This is a genomic window from Micromonospora sediminicola, from assembly GCF_900089585.1.
Taxonomy (GTDB): Bacteria; Actinomycetota; Actinomycetes; order Mycobacteriales; family Micromonosporaceae; genus Micromonospora; species Micromonospora sediminicola.
This window is the reverse complement of the sequence record NZ_FLRH01000003.1, coordinates 2857944-2873173: the sequence shown is the minus strand read 5'-3', so window position 1 is coordinate 2873173 and position 15230 is coordinate 2857944. Positions and strand designations below refer to the sequence as shown.

General features: G+C 71.5%; 12 protein-coding genes. 4 read left to right on the top strand and 8 right to left on the bottom strand.

The features are described from left to right. Positions 1-123 precede the first annotated feature (123 nt). The 3 genes from GA0070622_RS13855 to GA0070622_RS33090 form a co-directional block, all read right to left on the bottom strand. Entirely contained in the window at positions 124-3540 is a 3417-nt protein-coding gene (locus GA0070622_RS13855; protein ID WP_091573669.1) for a 3-keto-alpha-glucoside-1,2-lyase-like domain-containing protein, read from the bottom strand. 804 nt (positions 3541-4344) lie between these two features. Continuing rightward, positions 4345-5067: a hypothetical protein gene (locus tag GA0070622_RS13850; protein ID WP_141684564.1), complete on the bottom strand. Its 723-nt coding sequence runs from the start codon at positions 5065-5067 to the stop codon at positions 4345-4347. An 80-nt stretch (positions 5068-5147) separates the two neighbouring features. Continuing rightward, positions 5148-5570, bottom strand: coding sequence for a hypothetical protein (locus GA0070622_RS33090; protein WP_091573667.1), 423 nt, complete (start codon positions 5568-5570; stop codon positions 5148-5150). Between the two features lie 772 nt (positions 5571-6342). On the opposite strand from GA0070622_RS33090, the gene GA0070622_RS13840 reads away from it, so the two are divergent. The 3 genes from GA0070622_RS13840 (at position 6343) to GA0070622_RS13835 (ending at position 8263) form a co-directional block, all read left to right on the top strand. Beyond that, positions 6343-6951, top strand: coding sequence for a DUF2690 domain-containing protein (locus tag GA0070622_RS13840; RefSeq protein ID WP_176710475.1), 609 nt, complete (start codon positions 6343-6345; stop codon positions 6949-6951). Between the two features lie 122 nt (positions 6952-7073). After that, positions 7074-7325, top strand: a complete 252-nt coding sequence (locus tag GA0070622_RS32545; RefSeq protein ID WP_176710474.1) for a hypothetical protein — start codon at positions 7074-7076, stop codon at positions 7323-7325. Continuing rightward, positions 7304-8263 carry a peptidase M23 gene (locus tag GA0070622_RS13835; RefSeq protein WP_176710473.1) on the top strand — a complete coding sequence of 320 codons (960 nt, stop codon included), beginning with the start codon at positions 7304-7306 and terminating at the stop codon, positions 8261-8263. The genes GA0070622_RS32545 and GA0070622_RS13835 overlap by 22 nt, the downstream gene beginning before the upstream one ends. 394 nt (positions 8264-8657) lie before the next feature. Here the strand turns inward: GA0070622_RS13835 and GA0070622_RS13830 are convergent, their stop codons facing one another. From GA0070622_RS13830 to GA0070622_RS13815, 5 genes are all read right to left on the bottom strand, one after another. Continuing rightward, entirely contained in the window at positions 8658-9023 is a 366-nt protein-coding gene (locus GA0070622_RS13830; RefSeq protein ID WP_091573665.1) for a CU044_2847 family protein, read from the bottom strand. A gap of 27 nt (positions 9024-9050) precedes the next feature. Next, a complete protein-coding gene (locus GA0070622_RS13825; protein ID WP_176710472.1) occupies positions 9051-9578 on the bottom strand; it encodes an LppP/LprE family lipoprotein in 528 nt (175 codons plus the stop codon). Continuing rightward, positions 9575-13684, bottom strand: a complete 4110-nt coding sequence (locus GA0070622_RS32540) for an nSTAND1 domain-containing NTPase (protein WP_176710471.1) — start codon at positions 13682-13684, stop codon at positions 9575-9577. Before GA0070622_RS32540 ends, GA0070622_RS13825 begins: the two co-directional genes overlap by 4 nt. A 345-nt stretch (positions 13685-14029) precedes the next feature. Continuing rightward, complete coding sequence (locus tag GA0070622_RS13820; RefSeq protein ID WP_245666255.1) at positions 14030-14206, bottom strand: NUDIX hydrolase; 177 nt, start codon at positions 14204-14206, stop codon at positions 14030-14032. A 90-nt stretch (positions 14207-14296) separates the two neighbouring features. After that, positions 14297-14857, bottom strand: coding sequence for a GNAT family N-acetyltransferase (locus tag GA0070622_RS13815; protein ID WP_281187039.1), 561 nt, complete (start codon positions 14855-14857; stop codon positions 14297-14299). Positions 14858-14877: 20 nt separating this feature from the next. On the opposite strand from GA0070622_RS13815, the gene GA0070622_RS13810 reads away from it, so the two are divergent. Beyond that, entirely contained in the window at positions 14878-15210 is a 333-nt protein-coding gene (locus GA0070622_RS13810) for a phytanoyl-CoA dioxygenase family protein (RefSeq protein ID WP_218060584.1), read from the top strand. Positions 15211-15230 lie beyond the last annotated feature (20 nt).

The window sequence follows — 15230 nt, the reverse complement described above, 5'->3', positions numbered from 1 at the left end:
TGCCCCGGTCAACACCGAGCCCAACCCCACCTGGCCAGCAGGTCAAGGTACGCCACGCAACGGCGGGACGGCGGCGAGCAGGGTGAACGTGCTCGCCGCCGTGCCGTCCGGACGGGCGTCTGATCAGGTCAGCGGCTCGATCCAGATGGTGCGGTAGCGGACGTTGGCACCGGGATCGCCGTGGTCCTGGAGGCGGATCGGGCCACCCGCCGCGCTCTCGGCGGCCCCACCGCCCGTCGGGCCGGAGATCGGCACGTCGTCGTGCACCAGTACCCCGTTCCAGCGGACCGTCACCCGGGCGTTCTCCGTCTTGGTGGCGCCGTCGAAGCGGGCGGCGCGGAAGACGACGTCGTACGTCTGCCACGTCTGCGGCGCGGTCGCGGCGTTGCTGTCGGCCGCCTTCCGCCCGTAGATCGAGCCGGCCTCGGTGTTGTCCAGCGAGGTGTCCCCGAAGGAGTCGAGGACCTGGAGTTCGTACCGGTCCTGAAGATAGATGCCGCTGTTGCCGCGCTGCTGTCCGGTGACGTCCGCCGGGTACGTCGGCTCGTACCACTCGACGTGCAGACGGAAGTCGCCGAAGGTCTGCCGGGTGCGGATGTCGCCGCCGGCGACCTCCGCCGAACCGTTCGCCAACGGCCAGGTCGCCGCCCCGCCCCCGGTGCTCTGCCATGCGTCCAGGTCGTCCCCGTCGAGGAGCGTGATGCGGGCCCCCGCGCTTGCCTCGACCGACCACCGCTGGTTGTCGCCGCCGTCGTATGCCCAGATCTGGATCTGGGTGCCGTCGGCGGTGCTGCCGTCGGCGGCCTCGAGGACCTTGCCGGACTGGGGGTTGAGGAGGGTCCCGTTGGTCTGCGGTCGCCAGACCTGGGAGCCGGTGCCGTTGCAGGTCCAGAGTTGCACCTTGGTGCCGTTGGCGGTGCCGCCGTTGGAGACGTCCAGGCACTTGCCCAGCGCCCGGTAGGTGTCACCGACCCGGCTCCACTTCTGGGCGTTGGTGCCGTTGCAGGTCCAGAGCTGGACCTTAGTGCCGTCGGCGGTGCCGGCGTTGCTGACGTCGAGGCACTTGCCGGCGCTGCCGGTGATGGGCCCACCGGATCCGCTGGGCCCGTAGACCTCGAACTCGTAGATCCGGGCCGCCGGGTCGGTGGTACTGGTCGGTGCGGTGACGGTCAGGCGGACGTAGCGGGCGCTCACCGTGGCGATGTCGTGCGTGGTGGTGCTCGCGGTGTTGCCGGTCACCGTGGCGCGGGTGGTCCAGTTCGACCCGTCGGTGCTGGTGGCGATGGTGAAGTCCTTCGTGTTCCAGGCGGTGTTCTCGCCGCCGGCTCCGGCGTGCCTGACGACGAACCGGTTCACGTCCGTGCCGGCCCCGAGGTCGACCTGGAGGTGCTTGGTGGTGCCCTTCGAGCACCACTTGTCGGTGTTGCCGCCGGTGACGGAGCCGTTGACCGCCTTCTGCGGCCCCTCGGTGGTGGCGCAGGAGCTGTCCGCCGTGGCCGGCTTGTCGAGCGCCAGGTTGCTCCCGCCGGTCGGCGGCGGGGTGGTGCCGGGGATGGCGTTGAGGGTGTACCACGCCTCGGTGCTCCACAGCGACTGGCCGCTGTCGGAGGTGAACGGGCGGGGCGAGCGGACGTACACCACGTGCCCGGCCTTGCGGCCGCTCATGCTCAGGCTGACCTTCCTACGGTCGGCGGAGAGGGTGGCCGAGGTGACGGGGAGCGTCTCCTCGTCGATCTTCGGGCCGCCGTAGCTGGCGGTCGGCTGGTAGCGCCACTGCTTGACCTTGTAGTGGGCGGCCAGGTTCGCCGCCGTGTCGGCCGAGAGCGGCTGGGTGTACTCCAGCTCGAATCCGGTGGCGGTGGCCCGCATGGCCAGGATGTCGAAGACGCTGGTGCCGTTCGGCGTCAACTTCTGCAGGCCGTACGAGAGCTTGCCGCTCTGACCCCAGTTGCCGCCGGCGCCGAGGCCACCGACGTAGATCGCGCCGTCCGGGCCGAGGTTGACCTCCGAGACGCCCGCCTCCAGGCCCTGGGTGAGCCGGAACAGGGCGCCCTGGTACTCGCCGTCGACCTTTTCGACGTACGCGCGCTGGAGGCCGCCGTAGGTGACGTCGCCGATGACGAACTGCCCGGCGAACGTGCCGGACTTCAGGTACAGCGGGGTGCTCGGGGAGTTCGCGATCTCGTTCTGCGGCATCCAGAGCACCGGCGGGGTGACCGGGTTGGTGTCGAACGGGCCGGCCGGGTTCGTGTAGTGGTTGAAGAACCGGCCCTGCTTGACATGCAGCAGTTTCGACGAGGGCAGCCAGCCGCCCTGGTTGTCGGTGACGAAGATGCCGTTCTCCGGGCCCCAGCCGATGCCGTGCGGCGTGCGCAGGCCGCCGGCGACGTAGGTGACGGCGCCGGTGTCCTTGTTGACCTTGATGGTGGTGCCGCGATTGGGCGCCGGCTGCGGGTTGGTCGTCGCGCCGCCGTAGTTGATCGCCACCGACAGGTTCAGGTAGAAGAATCCGGCGTCGTAGAGCAGGCCGAAGGCGAACTCGTGGAAGTTGCCCCCGTACGGCCAGGTGGCGACCGTGTCGAGGCGGTCGGCGACCTCGTCGCCGTTGGTGTCGACGAGCCTGGTCAGCCGTTGCTTCTCCGACACGTGGACCACGCCGTCGACGACCTTGAGCCCCATCGGCTCCTTGAGGCCGCCGGCGATCTTCTTGGTGGTGACGCTGCCCGGGTTGGTGGAGCCACCGGTGTTGCCGAGGATGTACACCTCGCCGTCCTGCGAGGTGCCGGACTGGTCGCTGCCGCCCCAGGTGGAGATCACCAGGCGGCCGTCGGGCAGCCAGTCCATCCCGGTCACCTTGGGCTGGAAGCCGCTCGGCCGCAGGTTGGTCAGGGTGTAGCCGGGATGCACGCCGGTCAGCGGCAATCCGTCGCCCGGGGAGTCGGTGACACCCTCGCACTCCTTCCTGCCCGGCGCGGTCACCCGGACGACACCGGCGTCGGTGCTCAGCGCCGAGTTCGGCACGACCGCGAAGGTCGACGAGCCCGGCGTCCTCCACTCCAGGGTGATCTGCTGCCCGCCGGTGCGCTCGAAGTGGTCGATACGCAGCGGGTGCAGCCCGGCGGTGAGGGTGAGGGTGCCTTCCTCGGGCGGGGTCGGGCCGTGCAGCCCGTCGTGGTTGACGACGACGTCGTCGTCGATCGTCAGCCGGGAGCCGTCGTCGCTGGTCAGCCGGAACGTGTAGCTGCCGGCCTGGGTGACGGTCAGGTTGGCGAGCACCTGGGAGACGAAGTAGTCGTCGAAGCCGAAGTCGGCGGTCGAGGTCCAGTCGATGGTCGACATCAGCTTGTCGACGTTGGGTGTCTGCCCCGGTTTGAGGGTGCAGATCTCGTTCAGTGGCACCTGCACGTCGAAGACGCGCAGCGTCACGCCCGGCTCCTGGGCCGGTGCGGCGTGGGCCGGAGCGGCCCCGAGGACGGTGGCGGTGAGGGTGAGCATTGCCAGGACCGAGCTGCGGAGTCGGCGCAGCCGCCGTGTGCCCATGGTTCCTCCAGCGGTGGGGGACGGAGGCGGCGGCCCGTTGCGGAGGAGCTGACCGCCGGGTCCGACACGGAGCCGGCCGGCGACGAGAAGATCGACCAAGCCTGATGCCGTGACGTAGCACGACCTTAGAAGACTTTCAGCGATACGTCGACGGTCTTTGCATGCAGTGAGCAGAAGTTTTGGCGCTTACAGCGGAACTATCGCCGATTACAAGAGAATGTTGGTGCATCATCTGCGGGAAGTCGCGGTAACTCCGGATGCCGTCATGCCGGGTAGTTCGGCATACCGGCCGACGGGGCAGTGGCGGCACTCCGGGCCGGAGCGCGGACCGACCTCGGTGCGCCTACCGCCGCGACGGCGGCCCTGCGGGGCCGGGCAGCTCACCCGTTCCACCCCGCGCAGCCCACCGTTCGACGGGGACCATCGAGGTGCTGGCGGTCAACCCCCTGGCGTACCCGGAGGGTTCCTCCGTCCATCGTCTGGGACCCGACCGGTGGCAGGCGTGACCGCGGACGCGTCCGGGTCGACCTCGCCCTCTTCCCGCGGGAGACGGCCGATCTGGCGCGCGGGCGGTCGCCGACGGCCTCTGTTCTGCGGCGCCGTCGTGGCGTCCCTGCTCGGTATCGTGGTCGGCGAGACGCTGCCAGCCTCGGGGCTCGGCAAAGACGACACCGACCACGGGGCAGGGGTGTCGACGCCGTCGCCACGACGCGCTCGGCACCCGACCGCCTCGGAGCCGGCGACGCCGATGCGCCGCCGGCCCCGTACCGTGGCGTGGAGCGCGGCTGGAATCCCCGACTCACGTCAGCCCAAACCTCGGTCTCTTCCCGTCGTGGGCCGGCCTCCTCGCCGCGCACGTCGGTGTGGGGCCGTCCCGCACCGGCGCCGGCCGACGGCCCGGTCCCGCCTGCGCACCAACGTCCTGGTCAGACGCCGGCCATCCCGAGCGGCTTCGGACCCCGCCTCGTGATCGGACGCCGCCTCCATGCCCATCCCGGCACCCCGCAGCAGCTCGGCGAGTGTCGCCGCGCCGCCGACGACGGTCGCGCCGCCGACGGCGAGGATGACCGCGAAGATCGCCCACTTGTACGCCAGCGGCGGAGGACTGAGTAGCACCTCCCCGTCGGGCGACGGCTTCCCACTTAACGGGTGTGCGATCTGGTAGACCAACTCGGCGGAGAAGGCCACCGCGAGGCCGACGCCGGCGGCGGCGATCGCCGACACGCCGAGCCCGTGCAGGAGCACCGGGCGGCGACGGTCTTCGCCACGCCTCGGCAGCACCACCAGGCCCAGCACGGCGAGCAGGGCCGTCTGCGCGGCGAACACCCAGACGACGAGCGCTCCGTATCCCGCTAGCCCCGAGGCCCCCGCCCACGGACCCCCCGCGGTGATCACCGCGACGATCGTCGTTGTCGTCAGAACGACGGCCGTCGTCGGCAGCGCCCGGGCGAGCACGTCGACCCACGCCGCGCGGCCGTCCAGGACGGGCACGCACAGCAGGCCGACGCAGCAACCGATCACGGTCACGGTCGCGACCAACAGGACCGAGACGGACCCCGGCGCACGGCCGGCCTGCGCGGCGACGAGCAGCGTGCCGTCGACGGCGCTCAGACCGCCGGTGACGTGGATGGCGCGGAGACGCCGATCAGTGGCGGTGGACCGCCAGCATCCGGAGAGTCCAACCGGTCCCCCGGTGTCGTCTCGGTCCGCTCCGGCTCGAACGCCTCGAAGGCGCGCCCGGGCCGGGTACTGAGCCACCACAGAAGCCCGATCGTCGCCAGCGGCACGAGGGACATGACGGCGAGCCGCACGCCGACCGGTCGCCCACCCCGCCACGACAACCAGTCACGGCCGGCCAGGCACTGCGGTGACGCCAGGCACTTCCAGGCGAGCAGGTCGAGGGCCACCGCGACCACCGACAGGACGTAGAGCACGGTCAGCGTGAAGGCCAGCAGCCGGCACAACGCCTTCACCACAGATCCGTCCCCCCGGCTGTACGGCCGCATCCAGATCGCGACGTCGGTGAGCATGAAGAGCTACAGGAAGACCAGGGACAGCGTGCGGGCCGCCCTACCGGACGGAAGATCACTCGAGCGGTACATCTCCGGCTGAATGCCGCACGGACCCCGGCTGTCCCGGATAACCTGCCCGCGGCCGATAGAAGCCGCCACTGCGATCGCCGGCGACCTGATCGACGTGCGGCCGGTCCAGCACCGCTCGGGCCCGCGCTCCGCACACCCCGTGCACCCGCAGCTCGACGACGTCGCCGCGACGGCGTACGTGGGCGGGACAACCAGGCATCAGCGCTCCTCACGGGTCGGAAGCTTCCCTCGGCGGGCGGACGCCGAGCCCCGGCCGGTTACCCACCGGAAGTGCCGTCATTCACCGGCGGGCACGTCCGGCTCCGTGGCCAGGTCTTGTCAACTGACAGGTGTGCCATGACGCGACGACCTCCTGGCATCGACAATCTTCACGTCGACTCAATTCGATGCCGGTCCGACCGGGACAGGCCGCGCGGGGGTGGATTCGATGAGCCGTTCCGAGCTTCGACGAGAACGGGCGTACCGCGACGAGGCGCCGCGGTGCAGCCGCCAACGCCATCGACCAATGTCGACGGTTACGTGCGGTCGGCAGACCGTGACGCGTGGTTGCCCCACTGCCCTACCATCTGCCTACCGGCGGAGGGAATCGGCAGTGAACAATGGACGATCGGGGACGGCGGGAACCGACCACGAGACGGCCCATCTGGCGGCAGCGCTCCGGGCTCTGCGCGAGGGCGCTGGCCGGCCGAGCCTCCGCGACATGGAGGCCCGAGGCTTCGTCTCCCGCACCACCATCGCCCACGCGCTCGCCGGGCACCGCTTCCCCACCCTCGCGGCCACCATCGCCGTCGTGCGCGCCTGCGGTGGGGACGTCGACAGCTGGCGGAACCAGTGGCACCAGGCCGACGTCTCCCGTCGGGCGGCGACAAGCCCGTCCGCCCAACCACGCACACTGGTGCAGTCCGCCCTGCCGACGCAAGCGCTCGCCGACGGCGCCGACCCCGAACGAGCGCGGTGCCACCACGACGCCGTCACGGTCCACGCCCGCAAGGTCGCCATGCTGCCGCACCGCACCATCGGCCAGATCGAGCTGCGCTACTCCCCCACCCGCCACGCCGCGTGGCCCCGCTTCCAGGGCTACCCCGGGTTCGAGCACTGGGCCGAGCATCACCCGGCGACCGTGGTCCTGCGGACGCGACGCCGGCCGGACGGCGTGATCACCACGTTCTCCCACGAGTACGTCTTCGACGTGCACTGGGGCGACATCCTGCTCACCGGTGCCGGACGGCGCCTGCGAGCCGAGGTGGTGATCCTCAGCGGCGACCAGCGGGTGGCCGAGGGCGGGACGGACTGGCTCCTTCTCGCCTGACTGCCACCCCACCCGACGACCCGCACGGCCGGCCGACGTGGCCGAGCCGTCACCGGCGGCGCGGAGATCCCGCGATTCGCCTGACCTCGATGTGCGACGCATCGGGTCCGAAAGGAGTATCCATGAGACCACTGCGCACACTCTTCGCGGCCGCCGGCGCCGCACTGCTCGGTCTGGGGCTGCTGGTGGCACCGGCGAACGAGGCCCGCGCCGCCGGCGTCGACGGGCTGCGCGACGCCGTCACAAGCGCTCTGCTCGCCCGTGCGGCCACCAGCGACGTCAGCGGGCTTCGCGCCGCGGATCAGGACGACACGCGGGTGACGATCACCCGCCACGCCGGTCGACGGTGGGCGTGGCGTCCGGCAGCGCGGTGATCGTCGCGCCGGCGGTCGAGAGCGCCTACCCAGCCGGTTGGGTGTTCGTGGCACGCCGGTCGACCTCGGGCTGGCAGGTGTCGTTCGACGGCCAGCGGGACTTCGCCACCCTGGCCACCGCCGCGCCGGAGACGGTCGTCTCCGCGGCGGAGAAGGCGATCTTCGGAGCCGCCCGGCCGGCGTTCGCCGGCGGTGACTACCGCACCGGGATGCGGCTGCCGTACGGGCTCGGGCAGAGCTGGTACTACACCGGTGGACCGCACGGCTGGGCGGGGAATGACCTGCCCTACAGCGCGCTCGACCTGACCGGCGGCGACCAGCGCGTCCTGGCGGCGCGGGCCGGGGTCGCCTACACGCTGTGCCGGGGCTGGGTCAGGGTCATCCACGATCGCGGCTACGCCACCGACTACTACCACCTGTGGAACAACGTCAACGTCAACGGCACGAGCGTCGGCGAGGGTGCGTACCTGGGCGACACGGGGACCGACGTCACCTGCGGCGGCGGCGCCAACGGCCGCCATGTGCACTTCGCCCTGCGACAGAACGACACCTACGTGCCGGTCGCCGGGCACAACCTCGGCAAGTGGGTGATCACGGCAGGAAGCGCCGCCTACCAGGGATCGGCGCTGCACGGGTCCACGCAGGTCAACGTCGGTGGCGCACTCTACAACCACGGCGCGCTGGGGCTGAACCAGGCCGTCGTGGACGGCTGGGGCGCGGCCACGGTCAACCGGCGCACCGGTCCCGGCACCGGTTACGCGCTGGCCGGCTCGCTAGCCGACGGGGCGACGGTGACGGTGTCCTGCTCCCGCTCCGGCACCACCCACACCGGCCGCTGGGGCACCACCGCCTTGTGGAACCGGCTCACCTACGGCACGTGGGTCAGCGACGCCTTCACCTGGACCGGCGTCAGCGGATCCGTCGCCGGCACCTGCTGAGCGCACGTAGCGACTGGGGCCGGCCCGGCGTGTCGGCCCCAGTCCCGGGCCGCCCCGCCCGCCCTCATGCTGAGGTCTGGCTTCGGCGGTCGCCCGGGTGAGCGATGGGCTTGCAAAAACGGCGGCGAGGGAGCGATCGGCGCAGGAAGAACTCCGTCCGGGCAGCCACCGCAGCGAATCAAGCGGTCGAGGTCGGCGGAGGATTCGTCGGCACGATTGTGATGGATCTCGGGCGATCAATTGCGCCGACGTACTCCGTGCGCCCTGCCTACGGAAGGTAGAGGCACAAAGGATGGTTTACCGACCTGCGAGCATGTGAGCCCTCCTGCCGTCTCACGTCGCAGGCTGGAAAGATCGCCGATCTCGCGCTGCAACGACTCGTGCGGGTGGTGACTCATCCGGTACGGGCAGCGCCCTCCCGATTCCACTCGACGGTGATGGTGAGATTGGCCGAGCCGGCGGACTTGGCCAGCACCACACCCACCTCCGCGGAAACCACCACGGCGAGCTGAACGATCACCTTGTCCGGTTGCTGTGGCATGTCCGCGAAGCGCTCGGCCGCCAGGGTGCCGAATCGACGGATTCGCTCCAGAGCGTCCTCGGCGCTCTCGGTCAACCGTCGGCCCAGATCGCGGTCGGTGTCGCGTGCCACCGGCTGGGGAGGCACCTCGAACGGTGAATCGGCGGCCAGTGGGCTCCGGGCGTCGATGGGCAGGACGTCACCGTCGGCGAAGGACAGGTACTCGATTCGCTCACTCATGGTTGCTCACTTCCTCGGTAGGCGAACTCAGTAGCTGCCGTTGGGGTCGGCGGGGATCGGTGGTGTCACGACGACGCGCTCGGCCACGATCCGAGCGGTGTGCCGCGTCGATCTCCCCGTCGGACAACAGCCGGCATCGCCGGACCGGTACCGCGGCAGCTCGAGTTGCACGGCCCGGCCGTCCTGCGCGACGACGCGGACGAGGATGCCCTCGATGCGATCCACGAGCCGCTGACCATAGAAGAAGAACACTGCCTGACACCGGCCGTTGACGCTGCCCGTGCACGTGGCCCAGATGGCACGGAGGGGTCCCTTGAGTGGCCCCTCGGGTCGCTCCGGGGCGTATGTCGAACGTCGCACGACCTCGAGGGCCGCCTCCAGGTCGAACGACGCATCCGGGTCCGGGGTGGGCGGCGGGTCGCTCAGCCGGTAGCCGGGGTCGAGACCCGACGGCGCCGCACGCGGGAAAGACTCGTCGCGCGTACAGGCGCTGGTCAGGGCCAGAATCAGCAGGAGAGCAAGCGCCACCCGGCGGCGCCACCCGACGGCGGTCAACACGCCTCCTTGAGCACGGCGAGAGGTTCCAGGTGGTGGCGGGCCCGCTCGCGGCTCGGTTCGACGATCCGGCACAGCGGAGCACGCCACTGTGCCGGATCGCTGGGCAGCACCAGCAGACGCTGGCCGGCGATGACGAGAAGCCGGCTCCGATCCGGCGAGAGCAGCACGAACACGGAGGACACCGGTGAACGCGGTCCGGGCGGCCACACGGAGCGGACGTCCGCGGGATACCCCCAGGCGTCGAGCACCGACGGCCAGCCGCGCAGGATCTCGTCGGCTCGGGGTCCGTCGTCGGGAAGCTCGGCGAAGCTCGCACCCTTACGGACGGCGGTGATCACGCCCCGGCTCGGGTCCAGCTCGGTGACGCCCTCGTCGCCGCGGATCACCGCGCGGGCGCCGTCGTCGGTGAAGGTGATCGTGCGGGTCTCGCCGCCGGGCAGCGGACCCCACACCGGACCCACGGTACCGGCGCCGACGTCAACGAGTTGCAGGCCGGACCCGCCGGGCGCGATGACGGCGACCTGACTCGTGCCTGGTCGGGCCACGACGGCGGTCGAATCGCGCCGGTGTCGGCCGTCGCCGGCGAGGAACAACCGGCGCGGCGGTGCGCTGTCCGACGGACGGACGTACACCAGCAGTTCGGCACCGAGCCGGACGACGAGCCTGCCGTCGGTCAACGTGGTGAGCCCGACGGGTTCCGGACCCGGCGCCGAAGCCACCACCGGCAACGAGGTGCCGAGTGGTTCCAGCTCGGGCAGCCGGTAGCGGTCGACGTGAAGCCCGCGCTCGTCGGTGGCGACGAGTACGGCCAGCGTCCGCCCGTCGGGGGCGACGTCCAGCGACGCCGTCGGTCCGGTGCCGCGACGGCTGGCGACGGTTGCCCCGTCGGGTGCCAGGACCTCCAGGTCGGCCACCCCACGTGCGGCGACGACGCCTCCGCCGTCGAGGAATCGCGCCTCGGCGTAGGGACCCGACGGTGGTGCCGCGTTCGCCGGGATGCGTACGAGACGGACGACCCGCCCGTCGAGGAACGCGAGGTGTCCGCCGCGGGCGGTCAGCGCGTACTGCCCGGAGCGCGGCGACGCGGCGCCGACCGGGTAGATGCCCAGCAGTCGATCCCCGTCGAACAGCTCGAGCCGGCGCCGCACGACCGTTCCGGCACCGAGAGGGTCGACATCCTGGTCGTCGATCCGTAGAACCCGCGTACCCGCGACAGCGCCCACCGTGACGGCGCACCTCGAATCCTGCACCGGGTCGCGGCGTAGCACCCCGCCGCTGCCGGGATCGACGAGCCGCAGCTCACTCGCGACGCAGCGGTACACCCAGGACACCGGACCCGGCAGCACGCCGGCGCGGGTGTCGCGAGGATCCGCGGTCACCGGACGGACGCGGTCCGATCGGGGGTCCCACACCCTGGCGCCAAGCACCTGACCGGCACTGGCCAGGACCGAGCCGTCGGGGGTGAACCCCACCTCCTCGTAGCTGAGCACCGGTGCGTCGTCGACGACCCGGTCGCGCACGGCGGACGAGGTGAGGTCGATCAGGCGTACCCGTCGTGACAGGGTGCCCGCCACCGCCAGGCGTTTGCCCTCGGCGTCGAACGACAGCGCGGCAACCGAGGCGCCGGTGGCATCCGTGTTCTGCGGGCCCTCGTAGCCGCCCCGCTCCGCCCATGTGGCGCTGTCGCGGACCACCAGTCGGCCGGAGCCGAAGCCGACCGCGACGAGACGTCCGTCAGCACTGGCCGCCGCGGCGGTGGCGCCGTCCTCCCGGTGGACGATCCGTGCCGGATGGTCGTCGACGTCCCACACCGTGAGCCCGCCGGTGTCCACGACCAGCAGCCGGTCGTCCCCGAGCGTGGCCAGGCGCTCCACCTGACCGTCGACGGGCAGGAGCGCCTCGGTGTCGGTGTGGGTGAGGAGTTCGTCGAGCACGGCTCGAGTCGTGTCCGGACGTGGACGCATCCGCAGCGCGGCGGTCTCCACCAGGATCCGAGCGGCGGGATCGTCCCCGAGCCCGGCGGCGGCGTCCATGAGCGAGTCCGCGAGTCGCTCCCGGGACAGCGGCACCAGAGTCACGGCGCCGAGCAGGAGTGCCACCGTCAGCGCGAGAAAGCCGGCCAGGACCACCCGGTGTCGCACGCGCCGTCGTCGTTCGCGGGTGGCTTCGACGCGGCTGGCCTCGACGTATCGCCGTTCGTCGGGCGTCAGGTCGGTGGGGCGCCGCTGCCACCAGTCCATCGCCTCACCGAGTGCCGCGCCCCGCAGCAGCGCTTCCGGATCGCGGCCGGACTGCCAGCGGCGGCGTCCCGCCGCCACCTGGTCCTGCCAGGAGCGGAACGCACGATCCGTCTCGACCCAACCGCGTAACCGGTCCCAGCGTGTGATCAGGGCGTCGTGGGCCAGGCGGACCGCCAATTCACCGTCCGTCCGCTCGACGACGGTGAGCAGTCGGCTGCCGGCCAGCCGCTGGACCGTCTCCCACTCGTTCCGGTCCAGCTCGTCGGCGGTCATGGTGGCGCGGGTGTCCTGTGCCGGTTCGGCACCGACCCGCACCAGTCGGGTGAGCAGGCGTGCCGCGCCCTCGGCCCCGGTGACGCCGAGCCGGTCGACGGCCTGGTCGGCCATGCGTACGAGAGCGGTGGCGACGCCTCCCCCGCGGTGGTAGTCGCCGAGGTCGATCGGGGTGCCGTTGGCCTTCTCCCACAGCTCGGTGGCCGTCAGCTCGATCAGTGGCAGCAGCTCTCCGGGCGATCCGGCCGCCGAGGCCGCCGCGTCGGCCACGATCTGCTCGGCGGTCTCCGCGGCGAAGCGGACGGCTCCGGTCCGTTCGGCCGGCCGGAGGATCGCCTCGGTCAGCGCGGTCGCACCCATCGGCGCCAGGACGAACGGCGCCTCCAGCACTTCGACGGGTACGCTCGTGGCGGCCGCGCCCAGGTAGTCCAACCGCAGGCAGGCGATCACGCGCAGATCACCAAGCCGGTGATCACCCCGACGACAGTGCGGGAGAAGGAGGGCGAACACCGCCTCGACGAGATCGGGATCGGCGGCGACCAGCTCCTCCAACTGGTCGACCACCAGGACCACCGGCGCCGGCCGCCCGAGTGCGGCGACGACCGGACCGAGGCCGCCGGCGGCGATCACGGCGGCGAGCCGGTCGGCCTCCTCGAGCCTCTCCGTCAGCCTCGCGTCCGTCCCGGTCGACAGCGGCACCAACGCGTCGGCGACCAGGTGCTCCGCCCGGCGGCCGGCCACGCCGACGTCGACGAAGCCGACGCGGTGCCCCCGCTCGCGCATCGCCGGCGTCACGCCCGCCCGCACCAGCGACGACTTGCCGATGCCAGGGCCGGCGGTCACCACGGTGACCGGATTGTTGCGGACCCGCTCGACGAGCACGTCGGTCTCGCGCTGCCGGCCGAAGAAGACGTCGCGGTCGGTGCTGTCGAAGGCCGTTAGACCACGGTACGGCGTCGGAGGGCGACTCGCTTCCACGGCGTCGGGCCAGAGCGCGAACACCTCTCCCATCGGCAGCGCGTACGCGGTCGACCAGCGAAGCCGCTCCTCGGCGCTGAGCACGATGCCCAGGACGCCGGCCCGCTCCGGCGTCCAGAGCGGACCCCCGCTGTAGCCCGGGACGATCCCCACCGGTGAGCCCGCGGTCGTCCGCACCTGTAGCAGCCGGCCGGCAGTCAAGCCGAGGACCGACCCCTCGGTCCAGAAGCCCGCCTCGCGGCCGGCGGGAACGCCGTAGAGGAGGAACCTGACGCCCGGACCCGGCGTGCCGGCGACCACCGGCGCCGGCAACACGCCGTCGGGCGGGTCGGTGGCGAGAACCAGGCCACCCAGATCGGACGCCGTGCCGGACCTCGCAGGTACGTACCGTTCGACCGTCGCCTGCACCTCGACGCCCGCCGCGACCAAGGGAAAGTCGAGACGGACCGTACCGCCGAGCACGTCCGGGCGGCCAAGTGCCGCGGTGAGGTTGTGCCCCGCGGTGACCACGTGCCGCCGACCGATCAAGATCCCCGTGCCGACGGGGCGGCCGGACCGGTCGAGGACGCGGACGACGGCGAGCTGACCGGGCTCGCGCAGGGACCCCGGCATGGTCAGCCCGAAACCCGGCCGACTCCGCTCGAGCCGACCGGAACCAGCACCGGATCGTCCCTGCCCGGCAGCCGGGGACGGAAATCCGCGCGCGTCACCGTCGACCACCTCCGGGTAGCGGGTGTGTTCCGAGATCATAGCCGCGCACACCGGCTTCCGGTGTCCCCTGCATCAGGTCGGTTGCTGCCCGGCCGCTGCTTCGGCGGCGCGAGCCTGCTCGCCGAACCGGACGCCCGCTGACACCCGTTCAGCCCGACGCGGCGGGTCCGGACGGCTCCGACATGGCGGCCCGACCAGCGCGACGACGCGGTCGCTGAAGCTAGGAGGCACGCCGCCGACATACCCTCACGGCGCGGAGAAACCATCTTCCAGATCGAAGGTCTCACCCTCGGCCTTCGCCCGCAGCGCCGTCATGACGCGACGGGCCAGCGGCTCCGGCATCCGCTGCTTGATGTCCGCCTGGCGGCACCTGGCCCAACTGCGCAGTTCGTCGGGCGGCAGGTGGATGTCGGCGGTGCCCACCTCATCCAGGACGCCGCCATCGACGATGAGCGCGTAGCCGCCCGTGCCGTGGGGGCGAGCACTGGACAGCCGTGGCGTTCGGCCAGTCCCTCACGCCCTCGACGACGATGTCGGACTGTGGCCGGCGGTTCCGTCGCGGGCTTCGGCCCACTCGCTCGCCAACAGCCCAAACGTCAGCTCGTCCGCGAAGGTCCCGTCGACCCAGGCCGCTTGACGTCGGATGCCCTCTCGTCGAAACCCGACCTGGTTCGCGATGCGGATCATGGCGCTGTTGTCGACGAGGGTCTCCATCTGCAACCGGTGCAGACCGAGTGTGCGGAAGCCGTAGTGACACAAGAGCCTGGTGGCGTCCTCGCCCAGTCTGGCCCCGCGTAGCCGAGGGCGTAGCGACAGTCCCAGGTGTCCGCTGCGGTTGTGGGAGTCGATGCCCCACAGCAACGCCTCACCGGCCAGTTCCCCGTCGCTGAGCCGGACCACGGAGAAGCAGGCGGCTTCATCCGTTGGCTCTGTCAGCGCGTACGGCGACGCGGTGGATCCCTCGGGGATCGGTCGCCAAGCCCGGGTGTCAGCCCGAGATCGGGTGTCCACGTCGTTGTAGAGCTCGTCGTGCAGCACCGCCACATCCGACGCCTGCCGTGCCCGTAGCCCCACCAGCGTCCCACGAAGCAAGCGTGCCTCCTCTCGGTTCCTCGTACCGCGCCGGCATCGACCATCTCGGCGGTTGCCGCCATCACGTCGACATATTGTCGCTCGGTCGCAAAGACCTCGCGCCCGGCGACGTCGAGGTCCACCACCCGAACATCATCCACCGCAGCGAGGCCGACACCTCACCGCGCCTGCGCTGCGGACTGACCATCCGGCACATCCCCACCTCGACCCGGATCACCGACCCGGAGCAGCCCTACCCGAGCGCGTTCCTGCTGCGCGGCAAGCCGGGGGTCGACACCTACCAACAGCCGCCGTCGTTCCGTGCCGGTGAGCACTACGCGTACCGCAACGCCTGACGGCCACCGCGCCGCGCCGG

What these genes read in the sequence shown, in the direction of transcription:
- GA0070622_RS13855 (WP_091573669.1), bottom strand. Translation starts at nt 3,540, where the DNA reads ATGGGCACACGGCGGCTGCGCCGACTCCGCAGCTCGGTCCTGGCAATG.
- GA0070622_RS33090 (WP_091573667.1), bottom strand. Translation starts at nt 5,570, where the DNA reads ATGCTCACCGACGTCGCGATCTGGATGCGGCCGTACAGCCGGGGGGAC.
- GA0070622_RS13840 (WP_176710475.1), top strand. Translation starts at nt 6,343, where the DNA reads ATGGAGGCCCGAGGCTTCGTCTCCCGCACCACCATCGCCCACGCGCTC.
- GA0070622_RS32545 (WP_176710474.1), top strand. Translation starts at nt 7,074, where the DNA reads ATGAGACCACTGCGCACACTCTTCGCGGCCGCCGGCGCCGCACTGCTC.
- GA0070622_RS13830 (WP_091573665.1), bottom strand. Translation starts at nt 9,023, where the DNA reads ATGAGTGAGCGAATCGAGTACCTGTCCTTCGCCGACGGTGACGTCCTG.
- GA0070622_RS32540 (WP_176710471.1), bottom strand. Translation starts at nt 13,684, where the DNA reads ATGCCGGGGTCCCTGCGCGAGCCCGGTCAGCTCGCCGTCGTCCGCGTC.